Annotated in this window: 10 protein-coding genes and 1 riboswitch; of the genes, 1 reads left to right on the top strand and 9 read right to left on the bottom strand. The window is 72.3% G+C overall.

The window, feature by feature from the left end; genetic code table 11:
* Nucleotides 1-58: 58 nt before the first annotated feature.
* The 9 genes from cobI to H8R17_RS18790 form a co-directional block, all read right to left on the bottom strand.
* Nucleotides 59-790 (bottom strand): precorrin-2 C(20)-methyltransferase, encoded by a 732-nt coding sequence (gene cobI, locus H8R17_RS18830; protein WP_187824368.1) that lies wholly within the window; start codon nucleotides 788-790, stop codon nucleotides 59-61.
* Nucleotides 787-2,355: a cobyrinate a,c-diamide synthase gene (locus H8R17_RS18825; RefSeq protein WP_187824367.1), complete on the bottom strand. Its 1,569-nt coding sequence runs from the start codon at nucleotides 2,353-2,355 to the stop codon at nucleotides 787-789. The genes cobI and H8R17_RS18825 overlap by 4 nt, the downstream gene beginning before the upstream one ends.
* The gene (gene cobO / locus H8R17_RS18820) at nucleotides 2,352-2,960 is read right to left on the bottom strand and encodes a cob(I)yrinic acid a,c-diamide adenosyltransferase (RefSeq protein ID WP_187824366.1); all 609 of its coding nucleotides are present in this window, start codon (nucleotides 2,958-2,960) and stop codon (nucleotides 2,352-2,354) included. Before cobO ends, H8R17_RS18825 begins: the two co-directional genes overlap by 4 nt.
* On the bottom strand, nucleotides 2,960-4,960 hold the full coding sequence (locus H8R17_RS18815; protein WP_187824365.1) for a putative cobaltochelatase: 2,001 nt from the start codon (nucleotides 4,958-4,960) through the stop codon (nucleotides 2,960-2,962). Before H8R17_RS18815 ends, cobO begins: the two co-directional genes overlap by 1 nt.
* Nucleotides 4,957-8,616 carry a cobaltochelatase subunit CobN gene (gene cobN, locus H8R17_RS18810; RefSeq protein ID WP_187824364.1) on the bottom strand — a complete coding sequence of 1,220 codons (3,660 nt, stop codon included), beginning with the start codon at nucleotides 8,614-8,616 and terminating at the stop codon, nucleotides 4,957-4,959. Before cobN ends, H8R17_RS18815 begins: the two co-directional genes overlap by 4 nt.
* Nucleotides 8,613-10,148 (bottom strand): cobyric acid synthase, encoded by a 1,536-nt coding sequence (locus tag H8R17_RS18805; protein ID WP_187824363.1) that lies wholly within the window; start codon nucleotides 10,146-10,148, stop codon nucleotides 8,613-8,615. The genes cobN and H8R17_RS18805 overlap by 4 nt, the downstream gene beginning before the upstream one ends.
* Nucleotides 10,145-11,260 (bottom strand): cobalamin biosynthesis protein, encoded by a 1,116-nt coding sequence (locus H8R17_RS18800; RefSeq protein ID WP_187824362.1) that lies wholly within the window; start codon nucleotides 11,258-11,260, stop codon nucleotides 10,145-10,147. The genes H8R17_RS18805 and H8R17_RS18800 overlap by 4 nt, the downstream gene beginning before the upstream one ends.
* Before the next feature lie 122 nt (nucleotides 11,261-11,382).
* Nucleotides 11,383-11,504, bottom strand: a riboswitch (cobalamin riboswitch).
* A gap of 127 nt (nucleotides 11,505-11,631) precedes the next feature.
* Entirely contained in the window at nucleotides 11,632-11,853 is a 222-nt protein-coding gene (locus tag H8R17_RS18795) for a hypothetical protein (protein ID WP_187824361.1), read from the bottom strand.
* 35 nt (nucleotides 11,854-11,888) lie between these two features.
* Nucleotides 11,889-13,169: an inorganic phosphate transporter gene (locus H8R17_RS18790; RefSeq protein ID WP_187824360.1), complete on the bottom strand. Its 1,281-nt coding sequence runs from the start codon at nucleotides 13,167-13,169 to the stop codon at nucleotides 11,889-11,891.
* Between the two features lie 398 nt (nucleotides 13,170-13,567).
* Between H8R17_RS18790 and H8R17_RS46935 the strand changes: the two genes are divergently transcribed.
* A partial coding sequence (locus H8R17_RS46935; RefSeq protein WP_316959448.1) for an IS1634 family transposase occupies nucleotides 13,568-14,835 on the top strand: 1,268 nt, incomplete at its 3' end.

The following is a 14,835-nucleotide window of genomic DNA, read 5'->3' as shown; positions in this document are numbered from 1 at the left end:
AGTGTGCCGGGTACGTGTCCCGGTGAGCCGGGCGCGCGGCCCGGTGATCCGTGGGCGGTCACAGTTTCCCACCGCGCCCGCCGTCACGCCGCGCAGGCGCGATGAGCGTCGACAGATACGGCAGCGGCGCCCCGTCCAGCTCATCGGCCGCCCGAATGGACTCCTCCGGCAGCCCGAGCGCCGACCCCCACACGGCGTCGCCGATCCGCCCGGTCTCCCGCAGCGCCGCGGCGACCTCGCCCGCCTGCCGCCCGAACTTGTAGGCGACGACGGTCCCCGGGCCGTTCAGCGCCTCCTTGAGCACGGTCGCTCCCGCGGTGACGGGCACGAGCGTCAACGGCTCGGTGCCCTCGGTCAGGACGGCCCCGGAGCGTGCCGCCAGATCCTGCATGGCGGTGACACCGGGCACGGTCTCCACGACGACGCCCGGCACCAGCGCCGTGATGGTCTGCGCGAGATAGGTGAAGGTGGAGTACACATTGGGATCCCCGATGGTCGCGAAGGCAACCGTGCGGTGACTCCGCAGCAGCTCGGCGACCCGTTCCCCGGCCGCGTCCCAGGCGGCCTCGCGCCGCGCCCGGTCGGTCCGCTCGTTCAGCGCGAACACGACCCGGACGACCTTCTCCCCGGGCACGTAGTGCAACACGGTGGCCTCCGCCCGCCCCCGTTCCCCGGTGTCCATGACGGGCACGACGACGACATCCGCGGCACGCAGGGCGTTGACCCCCTTCACGGTCACCAGCTCCGGATCACCGGGCCCGACCCCCACTCCGACCAGCCTGCTGCTCATGACGTCCGGCACCTCTCCACGAACCGACGGGCGACACCGGGCTCGGACGCCCAGTGCGTGTGCAGATAGCTCGCGTGCACACCGCGCTGTACGAAACCTTCGACACGCCGCTCCGGCGCCCGCATCCCCCACGCCGCCTCGGCTCCCGCGCCCGGCGCGACGACGGTCCGATGAAACTCGTGCCCCCGCATCCGGGTCCCGGCGCCGGCGAGAGCGCTGTCACTCACCGCCACGGCGTCCCGATACCCGAGCGTCAGGCGCTCGCCCATCCGGCCGGACGCATCGAGCACCCCGCACATCGGCTGCCCGTCCAGCTCCCGGCAGAGATAAAGCAGCCCAGCACATTCAGCGGCAACCGGCCCCCCACCGAGCGCGAACTCGGCAACGGCCTTGCGGAGCGGTTCGTTGGCGGACAGCTCGGACGCATAGACCTCGGGAAACCCACCGCCGATCACCAACCCGCCTGTGTCATCCGGTAGTTGCTCATCACGAAGCGGATCGAAGGGCACGACTTCCGCGCCGGCGGCGGCGAGGAGTTCGGTGTGCTCGGCATAGGAGAAGGTGAACGCAGCCCCTCCGGCAACGGCAACCCTCGGCGTCCGCGCCACAGCTGACCGAGTCGGGTCGTGGCCGTGCCGCTGCTCAGCCGTCCGAGTCGGGCCGTAGCTGGGCCACTTCTCGTCCGACCGAGTCGGGTGGTGGGTGGGCGAGGCCGGGGTCCGGGGCGGAGCCCCGGCGGGGGTCCAGGGGGCAGAGCCCCCTGGCGGGGCCGAAGGGGCGGAGCCCCTGGAGGAAGGGACGGGTAGGGGCGGCGGGGGCGAAGAAGCCAAGACCTCAGCCCCATCCCAAGCCGCACATGACAACACCCCCGCCCCCCGCGCCAGCCCGACCAACCCCTCCAGATCACACCCGTCGGAGACCTGCGCAGCCATCGCCGCAACCGCCTCAACAGCCGCCGCCCGCCGCTCGGCAACCGGCACCAGCCCCAGATGCCGAGACGGCGTATCCACCTGCCGAGCCCGCCGCAACACCCCCAAGACCGGAACCCCGGCCGACTCCAACGCCTCCCGCAACAACTCCTCATGCCGATCGGACGCAACCTTGTTCAGAATCACGCCCCCAACCCGAACCTCCGGGTCCCAGGACGCAAACCCGTGCACCAGCGCAGCCACCGACCGCGACTGCGCCGAGGCGTCCACGACCAGCACGACCGGCGCCCGCAGCAGCTTCGCCACGTGGGCGGTGGACGCCAGCTCACCCTCCCCGGCGGCCCCGTCGTACAGCCCCATCACGCCCTCGACCACGGCGATGTCACACCCCCGCGCCCCATGCAGGAACAACGGCCCGATCAACTCGGCCCCGCACAGATACGCATCGAGATTGCGCCCCACCCGCCCGGTCGCCAGCGCGTGATACCCGGGATCGATGTAGTCCGGCCCCACCTTGTGCGGGGACACGGCCAGCCCACGCCCCGCGAGCGCGGCCATCAGCCCGGTGGCGACGGTGGTCTTCCCGCTGCCGGACGACGGCGCGGCGATGACCAGCCGAGGGACGGAAGAGCTCACCACTCGATACCCCTCTGCCCCTTCTGCCCGACATCCATCGGATGCTTGACCTTGGACATGTCGGTGACGAGATCGGCGAAGTCCACCAGCTTCTCCGGCGCGTTCCGCCCGGTGATCACCACATGCTGGGCCCCCGGCCGATTCCGCAGCACGTCGATCACCTCATCGGTGTCGACCCACCCCCAGTGCATCGGATAGGCGAACTCGTCCAGCACATACAGCCCGTACGTCTCCGCAGCCAGGTCCCGCTTGACCTGCTCCCAGCCCTCCCGAGCCTTCTCCTCGTTGGTCGAGTTGTCACCCTGGAGATCGCGCTGCACCCACGACCAGCCCTCACCCATCTTGTGCCAGGCGACGCTCCCACCCTCCCCGGAGTCCCCGAGCACCCGCAGCGCCCGCTCCTCACCGACCTTCCACTTGGCCGACTTGACGAACTGGAACACACCGATGGGCCACCCCTGGTTCCAGGCCCGCAGCGCAAGCCCGAACGCAGCGGTGGACTTTCCCTTGCCAACCCCGGTATGCACGACGACAAGCGGCCGGTTCCGACGCTGACGTGTCGTCAGTCCGTCGTCCGGTACGACACTCGGCTGACCCTTCGGCATTACGCGGCCCTCCTGGAAGTCCCCTGTACGTCCCTCACCAACCCGGCGATCGAGTCGGCCCGCAGCTCGTCCAACGTCACCGCGGCCCCGCCCAGCTCACCCGCGAGCCGCCCCGCGAGCCCCAGCCGCACGGGCCCCGACTCGCAGTCCACGACCACGGACGCGACACCGTCGGCCGCGAACATCCGCGCGGCACGCCCCGCCAGCTCCACCGGCTCCGGGCCACCAGTGGCCCGCCCGTCCGTCACCACGACGACAAGCGCCCGCCGCGCCGGATCCCGCAGCCGCTCCACCCGCAGTACCTCATGGGCCTTCAGCAGCCCGGCCGCGAGCGGCGTCCGCCCACCCGTCGGCAACGACTCCAGCCGAGCCGCCGCCGCGTCCACAGACGAGGTCGGCGGCAGCGCCACATCCGCCGCCGCCCCCCGAAACGTCACCAGCCCCACCTTGTCCCGCCGCTGATAGGCGTCCAGCAGCAGCGACAGCACGGCACCCTTCACCGCACTCATCCGCTGCCGCGCCGCCATCGACCCCGAGGCGTCGACCACGAACAGCACGAGGTTCCCCTCACGCCCCTCGCGCACCGCCTGCCGCAGATCGTCCCGCCGCACGACCAGCCCCGGCCCGGACCGCCCCCGCGCCCGCTGATGCGGCGCGGCCGCCTGCACGGTCGCCGCCAGGTGCAGCTTGGTCAGCGCACCCTGCGGACGCCGCGCCCCGGTCGTCCGCCCGTGCTCGGTCCGCGCCCGCGACCGCCGCCCGGCGGCCCCCTCGCCGACCCCCGGCACGCTCAGCATCTTGGCCCGGAAGGGCTCCGTGGCCCGTACGGCGGACTGTCCCCCCGCACCGGAGGCCGGCGGCTCACCGCCCTCACCGGCCTCGGTCCGGGCGCCGTCGCCCGAGTCGCCGCCCTGCGGCCCCTCGTCGGGCGAAGGCTGTCCGCCGCCGCCGTCGCCCGGCCCGTCGGGGTCGGGATCGTCCTCACCGTCGCCGGAGTACTCCTCCAACGTCTCGTCGAGCTTGTCCTCGTCCAGCCCCGGCGCGTCGAAGGGATTCCGCCGGCGCCGATGCGGCAACGCGAGCAGCGCCGCCTGCCGCACATCCTCGGCGAGCACATCGGTCCGCCCGGCCCACGCCGCCAGCGCGGTCGCCGTACGCGCCATCACGATGTCGGCCCGCATACCGTCCACCTCGAAAGCGGCACAGGTCGCCGCGATCTGCCGCAGCGCCCCGTCGCCCAGCCGGACGGAGGGCAACAACTCACGCGCGGCCACGATCCGCGCCCGTACGGCGGCCTCCTCCTCGGCCCACCGCGCGGCGAAACCCGCCGGATCGTCGTCGTACGCCAGCCGCCGCCGCACCACCTCCACGCGCTGCTCCGGCTCCCGCGAGGCCGCGACCTCCACGGTCAGCCCGAACCGGTCGAGCAACTGCGGCCGCAGCTCGCCCTCTTCGGGGTTCATGGTGCCAACGAGCAGGAACCGCGCCGCGTGCCGCACGGACACGCCCTCGCGCTCGACGTACGAGGCCCCCATCGCCGCCGCGTCCAGCAGCAGGTCGACCAGATGGTCGTGGAGCAGGTTGACCTCGTCGACGTACAGGATCCCGCGGTGCGCGTCGGCGAGCAGCCCCGGCTCGAACGCCTTCACGCCCTCGGACAGCGCCCGCTCGATGTCCAGCGCACCCACGAGCCGGTCCTCGGACGCCCCGACGGGCAGCTCGACCATCCGGGCGGGCCGCTCGGCACCCGCCCCCGCCTCGTGCGGGCCGTCCGGGCAGCCCGCGTCCGGCACGGCGGGGTCACAGGAGAAACGGCACCCGGGGACGACCGGCACGTGCGGCAGCAGCGCCGACAGTGCGCGCACGGCCGTCGACTTGGCGGTGCCCTTCTCACCGCGCACCAGCACACCGCCGACCGCCGGGGACACGGCGTTCAGCAGCAGCGCGAGCCGCAGGTCGTCCTGGCCGACTACGGCCGTGAACGGAAAGGGGGTACTCACTTGTCGCCCTCCAGGTCGCCTTCGAGCTCCAGATAGGTGGCGCGCAGCCGCTCCAGCGTGTCCGCGTCCGGCTCCGCCCACAGCCCGCGGCCCGCGGCCTCCAGCAGCCGCTCGGTGATGCCGCGCAGCGCCCAGGGGTTGGACTTCTTCATGAAGTCCCGGTTCTCCGGGGCGAAGACGTACTCCGCGCTGAGCTTCTCGTACATCCAGTCGTCCACGACCCCGGCCGTGGCGTCGTACCCGAAGAGGTAGTCGACGGTCGCCGCCATCTCGAACGCGCCCTTGTAGCCGTGCCGCCGCATCGCCGCCATCCAGCGCGGGTTGACCACCCGGGCCCGGAACACGCGATGCGTCTCCTCGCCGAGCGTGCGCGTCTTCACCTGGTCCGGCGTCGCCGAGTCACCCACGTACGCCTCGGGGCTCGCGCCCGTCAGATGGCGCACCATGGCGACCATGCCGCCGTGGTACTGGAAGTAGTCGTCGGCGTCGACGAGGTCGTGCTCGCGCGTGTCCACGTTCTTCGCGGCGACCGCGATCCGCCGGAACGCCGTCTCCATGTCCCCGCGCGCCGCCCGCCCGTCGAGCCCGCGCCCGTAGGCGTAGCCGCCCCAGACGGCGTACACCTCGGCGAGATCGGCGTCGCTCCTCCAGTTCCGCGCGTCGATCAGCGGCAGTAGCCCCGCACCATAAGCCCCCGGCTTGGACCCGAAAATCCGGGCCGTCGCCCGCCGCCGATCGCCGTGTTCAGCCGCGTCCTCCTCCACGTGCGCCCGCACGTAATTGGACTCGGCGGGCTCCGCCAGCTCGGCCACCGCCCGCACCGCATCGTCGATCAGGCCCACGACGTGCGGGAACGCGTCCCGGAAGAAGCCCGAGATACGAACCGTGACGTCGATGCGCGGCCGGCCCAGCTCCGCCGGCGGGACCACCTCGAACCCGGTCACCCGGCGCGACGCGTCGTCCCACACGGGACGGCAGCCCAGCAGCGCCAGGATCTCGGCGATGTCGTCACCCTGGGTGCGCATCGCGGACGTACCCCAGACCGTCAGGCCGACGGACCTCGGGTACTCGCCGGTGTCCTGCAGGTACCTCTGCACCAGCGAATCCGCCAGCGACTGCCCGACCTCCCAGCTCAGCCGGGACGGAATGGCCTTGGGGTCGACCGAGTAGAAGTTCCGGCCGGTCGGCAGGACGTTGACCAGGCCACGCGTCGGCGACCCCGACGGGCCCGCCGGGACGTAACCGCCGTCCAGCGCCTTGAGGATGTGGCCGATCTCGTCCGTCGTACGGGCCAGCCGCGGCACGACCTCCTCGCACGCGAACTCCAGCACCGCCACGGCCTCGGGGAGTTCGGCACCCAGCACCTCGCGGACGAGAGCGGTGCTCTCCGGCGAGGCCCAGCCGCGCTCCTCCATCCCCTCAGCGATCCGCCGGCACAGCTGCTCCAGCAGATCGATCGCGTCGGCGGCCGTACGCGACGGCCCGTCGACGAGGTCCGTCAGCTCGACCGGCACCTTCACCGGCGCCCCCGGCTCGGCCAGCAACTCCTTCTCCACCAGCCCGAAGTGTTCGGCCAGGGACGCCCTGAGCCCCGGCAGCGCGTCGGCCTGCCCGCCCCACACCTGGGAGGCGCGCAGCACGGCGAGCACCAGGTTCACGCGCGGTTCACCGACCGGCCCGCCGCCCAGGATGTGCAGTCCGTCGCGGATCTGCACGTCCTTGATCTCGCACAGATAGCCGTCGATGTGCATCACGAACTCGTCGAACTCGTCGTCGTCCGGCTGGTCGTCGACGTGCAGGTCGTGGTGCAGCTCGGCCGCCTTGACCAGCGTCCAGATCTGCGCCCGCACCGCGGGGGCCTTGGCCGGGTCCAGGTCGGAGACGAGCGCGTACTCGTCGAGGAGTTGCTCCAGCTTGGCCAGGTCGCCGTAGGTGTCGGCGCGTGCCATCGGCGGGACGAGGTGGTCGACCACCGTCGCGTGCCCGCGCCGCTTGGCCTGGGTGCCCTCGCCGGGGTCGTTGACGATGAACGGGTAGATCAGCGGCAGGTCGCCGAGCACGGCGTCCGGCGCGCAGCCGGCGCTCAGCCCGAGGCCCTTGCCCGGCAGCCACTCCATCGTGCCGTGCTTGCCCATGTGCACGATCGCGTCGGCGCCGAAGCTGTGTTCAAGCCAGCGGTAGGCCGCCATGTAGTGGTGCGACGGCGGCATGTCCGGATCGTGGTAGATCGCGATCGGGTTCTCGCCGAAGCCGCGCGGCGGCTGGATCATCACGACGACGTTCCCGAACTGGAGGGAAGCCAGCACGATGTCGTCGCCGTCGACGTACAGGCTGCCCGGCGGCTCGCCCCACGCCTCCAGCATGGCGCTTCTGAGTTCCGGGTCGAGCTTGTCGAACCACGCCCGGTAGTCGGCCAGCGGCACCCGCGCGGGCGCGGCGGCCAGCTGCTCCTCGGTCAGCCACTCGACGTCGTGACCGCCGGCCGCGATGAGCCGGTGGATCAGCTCGTCGCCGCCGGACGGGTACCCCGTGACCCCGTACCCCGCTTGCTCGAGTGCGTCCAGGACCCGTACCGCCGACGCGGGCGTGTCGAGGCCGACCGCGTTGCCGACGCGCGAGTGCTTGGTCGGGTAGGCGGTGAAGACCAGGGCGAGCTTCTTGTCCTCGTTACGCTTGTGCTTCAGCCGCGCGTGCCGTACGGCGATCCCGGCGACCCGTGCGGCCCGCTCCGGATCGGCGACGTACACGGGGACGTCGGTTCCGTTTTCGCAGACCTGCTCCTTGAAGGAGAAGGGCACGGTGACGAGCCGCCCGTCGAACTCGGGGATCGCGACCTGCATCGCCGCGTCCATGGGGGACAGCGCGGCGTCGGACTCCTCCCAGGCGGCCCGCGAGGAGGTCAGGCAGAGCCCCTGCAGCACCGGGATGTTCAGCTCGGCGAGTGCTCCGACGTCCCAGGACTCCTCGTCGCCGCCCGCCGAGGCCTGCGAGGCGTGCGTGCCGCCGGCCGCGAGCACGGTGGCGACCAGGGCGTCGGCCTGCGCCAGCAGCTCGTAGAGCCCGGCGTCCGCGCCGCGCAGCGAACCGCAGTACACGGGAAGGGCGTTGGCGCCGTGCGCCTCGATCGCGTCGCACAGGGTGTCCACGAAGGCGGCGTTGCCGCTGAGTTCATGGGCGCGGTAGAAGAGCACGCCGACGGTCGGACGGTCGTCCGTCCGCGGACGCTCCCCGTGCACCCCGTACTCGGGCATCTTCTGCGGCTCGACGAACCCCTCGCCCGTCAGCAGCACGGTGTCCGACAGGAACCGGGCCAGCTCGGTGAGGTTGGCGGGCCCGCCCTCGACGAGGTACTTCAAAGCCTCCGCCACGACCCCGGCCGGCACGGACGACTCGGCCATCAGCTCCGCGTCCGGCAGGGCCTCCCCGCCGAGCAGCACGGTCGGGATACCGGCCCCCTCCAGCGCGGCCAGCCCGTCCTCCCAGGCCCGCTTGCCGCCGAGCAGCCGTACGACGGCGATGTCGGCGCCCTCGACGAGCCCCGGCAGCTCCTCGGCGACGTCCACGCGGGTGGGGTTGCCGATGCGGTACGCGGCGCCGGAGGCACGCGCCGCCAGCAGATCGGTATCGGCGGTCGACAACAACAACACTGTGCTCATGCGGGCGCTCCCGGTGGAATGAAAGGCAGTCCTTGCGGCGCGCCCGACTCGATGAGCCGCCACAGCGCGTCCGTGTCAGCGTGCTGTTCGATCAGGTCGCCCAGCCGGTCGAGCTGCTCCTCGCGCAGCGCGGCGAACGATGTGCCGGGCGCCGGCACGAAGCGGCGGCCCGCGGCGGCGGCCACCTCGCGCAGGAAGGCGCGCCGGAAGCCGTCCGACTCCAGCGAGCCGTGCCAGTGCGTGCCCCAGGTCTGGCCGACGCGGCAGCCGTCCAGGCTGTGTCCTTTGTCATCAGAGATGAACGCTTCGCCGCCATCTGTGCGGGCGACCCCGTGGTGGATCTCGTATCCCTCGACCCGCTCGCCAAGGGCTTCACCGACGGGTCGCGTGAGGGTCTTCTCCCGCGCGAACCGCACCCGCACGGGCAGGATTCCGAGCCCGTCGACATGCCCCTTGCGGCTCTCGACGTCGTCCTCGATGTGCTCGCCGAGCACCTGGAAGCCCCCGCAGATGCCGAGCACCGGACGCTCTTCGCAGGCCCTGCGCACGATGGCCTCGGCCAGCCCCCGCTCCCGCAGCCACTCCAGCGCGCGTACGGTCCCGCGCGTACCGGGGATCACCACCAGGTCCGCGTCGGCCAGCTCCTCGGGCCGGTCCACGAACCGCACGACGACGCCCGGTTCGGCGGCCAGTGCGTCCACATCGGTGAAGTTGGACATGAGGGGTACGGCACAGACGGCGACCCGCAGCACGTCCTCGCCGACGGGCGGGGCCACGGCGGACTCGCGCACGGCCCCGCGCAGCGAGACCCCCATCCCGTCCTCCTCGTCGATCCCGAGCCCGTTCCGGAACGGCAGCACGCCGTACGTACGCCGCCCGGTGACGTCGCGCAGCATGCCGAGGCCGGGCTCGAGCAGGGAGACATCCCCGCGGAACTTGTTCACGAGGAACCCGGCGACCAGCTCCTGGTCCTCCCGAGACAGCAGCGCGAGGGTCCCGAAGAAGGAGGCGAAGACGCCGCCCCGGTCGATGTCGCCGACGACGAGCACGGGCAGCCGGGCGCCCCGGGCGATCCCCATGTTCACGATGTCGGTCCGCCGCAGATTGATCTCGGCGGGCGAACCGGCCCCCTCGCAGATCACCGCGTCGTACGCGCCCCGCAACTGCTCCAGACAGTCCAGCACGGTCCCGAGCAGCTTCTGCTGCCGCCCGCCGTGATATCCACGCGCACTGAGCTCACCGACGGGCTTACCCAGCAGCACGACCTGACTGCTCTGCTCGCCACCCGGCTTGAGCAGCACCGGATTCATCAGCGCGGTCGGCTCGACACGGCAGGCCTGCGCCTGCATGGCCTGCGCCCGCCCGATCTCGGCGCCCTCGCGCGTGACGAACGAGTTCAGCGACATGTTCTGTGCCTTGAACGGCGCGACCTTCACCCCCTGCCGCACCAGCCACCGGCAGATCCCGGCGGTCACGACACTCTTACCGGCGTCGGAGGTGGTACCGGCGACAAGAACCCCACCGCCGCTCATGCCGCACACCCCGACCGCCGTGCGGCCCCCGACGGCGATGGCGCGCCTCCCGGCCGCAGCGGCACACTCCTCAACTGCCGTGGGCAGTCGTTCCGCAGGGCGATGGGGGTTCCCCCTGTTCGAGCGACGTCGGGAACTCGGGGGAGGGTCGGCACGGCCGACAACGCCGAGCGCCGAGCGCCCCACCCCCGCAGCAACGCCCCACCCGCACTGACCCCGAACGCCAGCCAGCTCACCCGTCGCGACAACCGAACAGCCCGCTCGATGTCCTCAGCACGCACCGCACGCCCCTCCCCGTTCAGCACCGGCCGACGCTCCACCCGTCCCCCGTACGACAACGTCCCGCCCAGCCGCACCCCGAGCGCCCCCGCGAACGACGCCTCCACGGGCCCGGCGTTGGGGCTCGGATGCCGGTGGGCGTCGGCCCGCCATGCGCGCAGCGCACCGCGCGGGTCGGGGCCGGCGGACGCGGCGAGTATGGCGGTGAGCCGGGCGCCCGGCCACCCGGTCAGGTCGTCCAGGCGGGCCGAGGCCCACCCGTAGCGCCGGTACCTGGGCGACCTGTGCCCGACCATGGCGTCGAGGGTGTTCACGGCCCGGAACCCGAGCAGCCCCGGCACGCCCCCGGCGGCGCCCCACACGAGCGCCCCCACGACTGCGTCGGAGGTGTTCTCGGCGACGGACTCGACGACGGCCCGCGCGATCCCGTCGGCGTCGAGGGCCTGCGGATCCCGCCCGCACAGATGCGGCAGCCGTGCCCGCGCCCCCTCGACGTCCCCCGCCGCGAGCGCCCGCCCGATGCGACGGGCCTCGCGGGCGAGCGAGGTCCCCCCGACGACGGCCCAGGTGGCTGCGCCGGTCAGGGCGACGGAGGCGGCGGGGGAGCGGCGTACGGCGCGCGCGGCGAGGGCTCCGGCCGCCACGGCGCCGCCCGCGCACACGGCGGCGTGCAGCGCGCCCCACCCGCGGTGGTCCCGCCACAACACCCGTTCCACGGCACCGGCGGCACGGCCGAACGCGGCGACCGGATGCCCGCGGCGCGGATCGCCGAGGAGCAGGTCGCCGAGGAGGCCGGCGGCGGCGCCGTACGCGAAGACGCGCTCGGCACCCATCGGCTCAGCCGGCCACTGAGCCGGACAGGGCGTCGCTGAAGAAGCTGAGGTCGTTGAAGAGACTGAACCGCGATCGGTAGCCGCGCATGGCGATATGTCCTCACTCAGGGTGTCCACGCCCTGGTTCGACGAGACCGACGGCGAGAGTTCCTGGCTTCCGGAGCTGTCTGCCCCGGTGACAGTGGCGGGACCGCGCCGGACTCGCACCGGCTTCCTCTCCTGCCGCCGTACTGGCTCCGGAAGTCCACCACGCCCCCGGAAGGGCCGTCAACTTGCCGTTGACCTGCGAGGGGGGAGTGTGCGAAGCCCCACACAGGCGCGGGGCGCGAGGCGTGATCCGCCCCGCACCCCGGACGTGTGTGTGCCGCCGCTCAGGCGACGATCAGATAGATCCCGTACCCCACCGCCGCCGCGCACGCCGCGAAGCAGGCATACGCGCCGGTGACCGCGAGGGCCGCGGAGCCGCCCTGGGCTGCCGCCCGCTCGCGGCGGGACAGGCCTGTGATGCCGAGGGTGAACAGGCCCACCAAGGCCACGGTGACCACGAGGCTCACTCCGAAGACGGAACCGAGAGCCGCCCAGTCGATCTTCATGCTGCTGCTTCCTTTCGTAACCGGGTGAGCGGGGCTCAGGTCCTGGTGGCGGGCGACGAGGTCGCCGGTTCGCCGGCCTGGTGGGGGATGCTGGCCGTCAGCTCGTCGGCCTCGGACTCGGCTTCGGGCTCGGGCTCGGCCTCGGACTCGGCCGACGCGCCCGCCGGGGGCGGGGTCACCGCGGCGACGGCGGTGGTCACCACGCCGGGCGGCTCCTCGGAGTCGTTGACGTTGGTGTGGTCCACGACCTCGCGGCGGGAGAGCTTCCAGATGGTCGCGCTGGAGGCGACCAGGAACACCGCCACCAGGGCCGTACCCCAGTGGCCGAATCCGGTGACGTACTCGGCGAGCGCGCCGACCAGGGCCGCCGCCGGCAGGGTCAGGCCCCAGGCGACGAACATCCGGGTGGCCGTGGACCAGCGGACCACGCCGCCCTTGCGGCCCAGACCCGCGCCCATCACCGAGCCGGAGACGGAGTGCGTGGTGGAGAGGGAGAAGCCGAGGTGGGAGGAGGCCAGAATGACCGTGGCCGCGCTGGTCTGGGCGGCGAAGCCCTGCTGCGGCTGGAGGTCGGTCAGGCCCTTGCCCATGGTACGGATGATGCGCCAGCCGCCGAGGTAGGTGCCGAGCGCGATGGCGAGACCCGCGGAGAGGATGACCCAGGTGGGCGGGTCGGAGTCGGGGGCGACGGTGCCGCCGGCGACCAGGGCGAGGGTGATGACGCCCATCGTCTTCTGCGCGTCGTTCGTGCCGTGCGCCAGCGAGACCAGGCCCGCGGAGGCGACCTGGCCGGCGCGGTAGCCCTTCTCGGCGGCCTTGCCGTCGGCCTTCTTTCCGAGCGAGTACGTCAGCCGGGAGGCGAACATCGCCGCGAGGCCCGCGACCAGCGGGGCGGCGATCGCCGGGATCAGCACCTTGGTGACGAGCACGTCGCCGTGCACCGCGCCGAAGCCCGCCGAGGCGATGGTGGCGCCGATCAGACCGCCCATGAGGGCGTGCGACGAGCTGGACGGGAGGCCGACGAGCCAGGTCAGCAGGTTCCAGAGGATCGCGCCTACCAGGGCGGCGAATATGACCTCGGGACGGATGCCGGACTCGTCGACGAGACCCTTGGAGATCGTGTTGGCGACCTCGACCGACAGGAAGGCGCCGACAAGATTGAGGACGGCGGACATGGCCACCGCGACCTTGGGCCTCATGGCGCCCGTGGAAATGGTCGTGGCCATCGCGTTCGCGGTGTCGTGGAAACCGTTCGTGAAATCAAACGCGAGTGCGGTTACCACCACAATCGCGAGGATCAGCGAGAAGCTTTCCATTTACCCAGGCAATCGTTCGAGGTCATTGGCCGGTCGACCGTAGGTAACCTGGGTGAACGGAAGATGAACTGAGGGGGGCGTGGGGGTGTCTGCAACGGGGGAGCGCCGCGCCTGTTCGGCACCGCTGTCGCGGCGGCCCCCGGTGTCGCACGGCTAGTCCCGTACTTCGCGGGTCGTTGATTCGTATGGTGTGACCGGTCCGGGGGTGTCTCGGGCCGGGGGTGTGGCGTTGGGCCGGGTGTGTCGATGACTTCCCGGTCCCCGCGGCCACGTTCTCAGCGTCAGCGNCCGGGGGTGTCTCGGGCCGGGGGTGTGGCGTTGGGCCGGGTGTGTCGATGACTTCCCGGTCCCCGCGGCCACGTTCTCAGCGTCAGCGCCTTGAAGTGGCGGTGACGTCCGTGGTGGAGAAGCGTCTGGGCGCTCTGCCTGTCGCTGCCGAGTTTCTGCGCCGGCTGGACGTGGCCGGGATCGTCGACGAGCTGTGCCCGGGCGGCGCGAGCGCACATCTGACCCACGGGCAGGTGATCGAGGCGCTGGTGGCCAACCGGCTGACCTCGCCCGCACCGCTGGTGCGGGTCGGGGACTGGGCGCGGACCTGGGCGGTGGAGGAGGTCTTCGGCATCGAGCCGGGCCTGCTCAACGACGACCGCCTGGCCCGGGCCCTGGACGCGATCGCCCCGCACCTGGAGCAGATCGCGGGCACCGTCGGCGCACGGGCGATCACCGAGTTCGGTATCGACGTGTCCCGGCTGCACTGGGACATGACCAGCATGTCCGTCCACGGCGCCTTCCCGGGCGGGGACCAGGACGAGCAGTACCCGGTCATCGGCTACGGGCATCCCAAGGACCGGCGGGTGGATCTGAAGCAGGTCCAGGCCGGGCTGGCGGTGTCCGCCGACGGCGGCATCCCCGTCCACGCCCGCGTCTTCGGCGGCGGCGCGGCCGAGGTCAGCCAGGTCGTCGGGGCGATGAAGGACCTGCAGGGCATGGCCGGTGAGCAGGATTTCCTGATGGTCGCCGACTCCAAGCTGGTGTCCTACGCGAACGTCACCGCACTGCTGGCAGCCGGGGTGGATTTCATCGCGCCCGTCCCGGCCGCGCAGGTCAAGGACGAGGTGTATGCCGCTTTGGACCTCGCCCAGGCGCCGGTGGTGGACTGGGTGCCCGAGCGGGACGCCGGCAAGGAACCGGACCAGCGGGAGGTATACCGGGTGCTGGAGGACGTCCACACCCTCGCCGGGCCCCGCAAGCGCGACCCGGTCCTGACGGTGCGGCGGATCCTGGTCCACTCCACCGGCAACGCGGCCGGTCAGCAGGCCGCCCGGGCCAAGCGCCTCGCCCGGGCCGGGGAGGATATGGACAAACTCGCCCGCGTGGCGGGCGGACGGCACTACAAGACCCGCGAGAAGGTCGCCGCCCGCGCCGGGGTGATCGCCGCGAAGCGCCGCGTCGCCTCCTGCCTGCGCTGGGACATCACCGAGGACGAGACCGGTGCCCCCTCGCTCCGCTGGCACTTCGACCAGGAGGTCCTCGACGCTGAGGCCCAGGTCGACGGCTGGTACGCGCTGATCACACCACTGACCGTCGAACAGGCCGCCCCGCAGGACGTCCTCATCCAGTACAAGGGTCAGGGTGCGGTCGAGCGCCGGTACCACGATTTCAAGGG

The sequence above is a fragment of the Streptomyces sp. TRM68367 genome, assembly GCF_014495685.1.
Taxonomy (GTDB): domain Bacteria; phylum Actinomycetota; class Actinomycetes; order Streptomycetales; family Streptomycetaceae; genus Streptomyces.
The sequence above is the reverse complement of the archived record's forward strand: the minus strand, read 5'-3'. Positions and strand labels throughout refer to the sequence as shown.

Bases quoted from the DNA above. Each gene is read 5' to 3' on its own strand.
- cobI (WP_187824368.1), bottom strand. From the start codon at position 790: ATGAGCAGCAGGCTGGTCGGAGTGGGGGTCGGGCCCGGTGATCCGGAG.
- cobO (WP_187824366.1), bottom strand. From the start codon at position 2,960: ATGCCGAAGGGTCAGCCGAGTGTCGTACCGGACGACGGACTGACGACA.
- cobN (WP_187824364.1), bottom strand. From the start codon at position 8,616: ATGAGCACAGTGTTGTTGTTGTCGACCGCCGATACCGATCTGCTGGCG.
- H8R17_RS18805 (WP_187824363.1), bottom strand. From the start codon at position 10,148: ATGAGCGGCGGTGGGGTTCTTGTCGCCGGTACCACCTCCGACGCCGGT.
- H8R17_RS18800 (WP_187824362.1), bottom strand. From the start codon at position 11,260: ATGGGTGCCGAGCGCGTCTTCGCGTACGGCGCCGCCGCCGGCCTCCTC.
- H8R17_RS18795 (WP_187824361.1), bottom strand. From the start codon at position 11,853: ATGAAGATCGACTGGGCGGCTCTCGGTTCCGTCTTCGGAGTGAGCCTC.
- H8R17_RS18790 (WP_187824360.1), bottom strand. From the start codon at position 13,169: ATGGAAAGCTTCTCGCTGATCCTCGCGATTGTGGTGGTAACCGCACTC.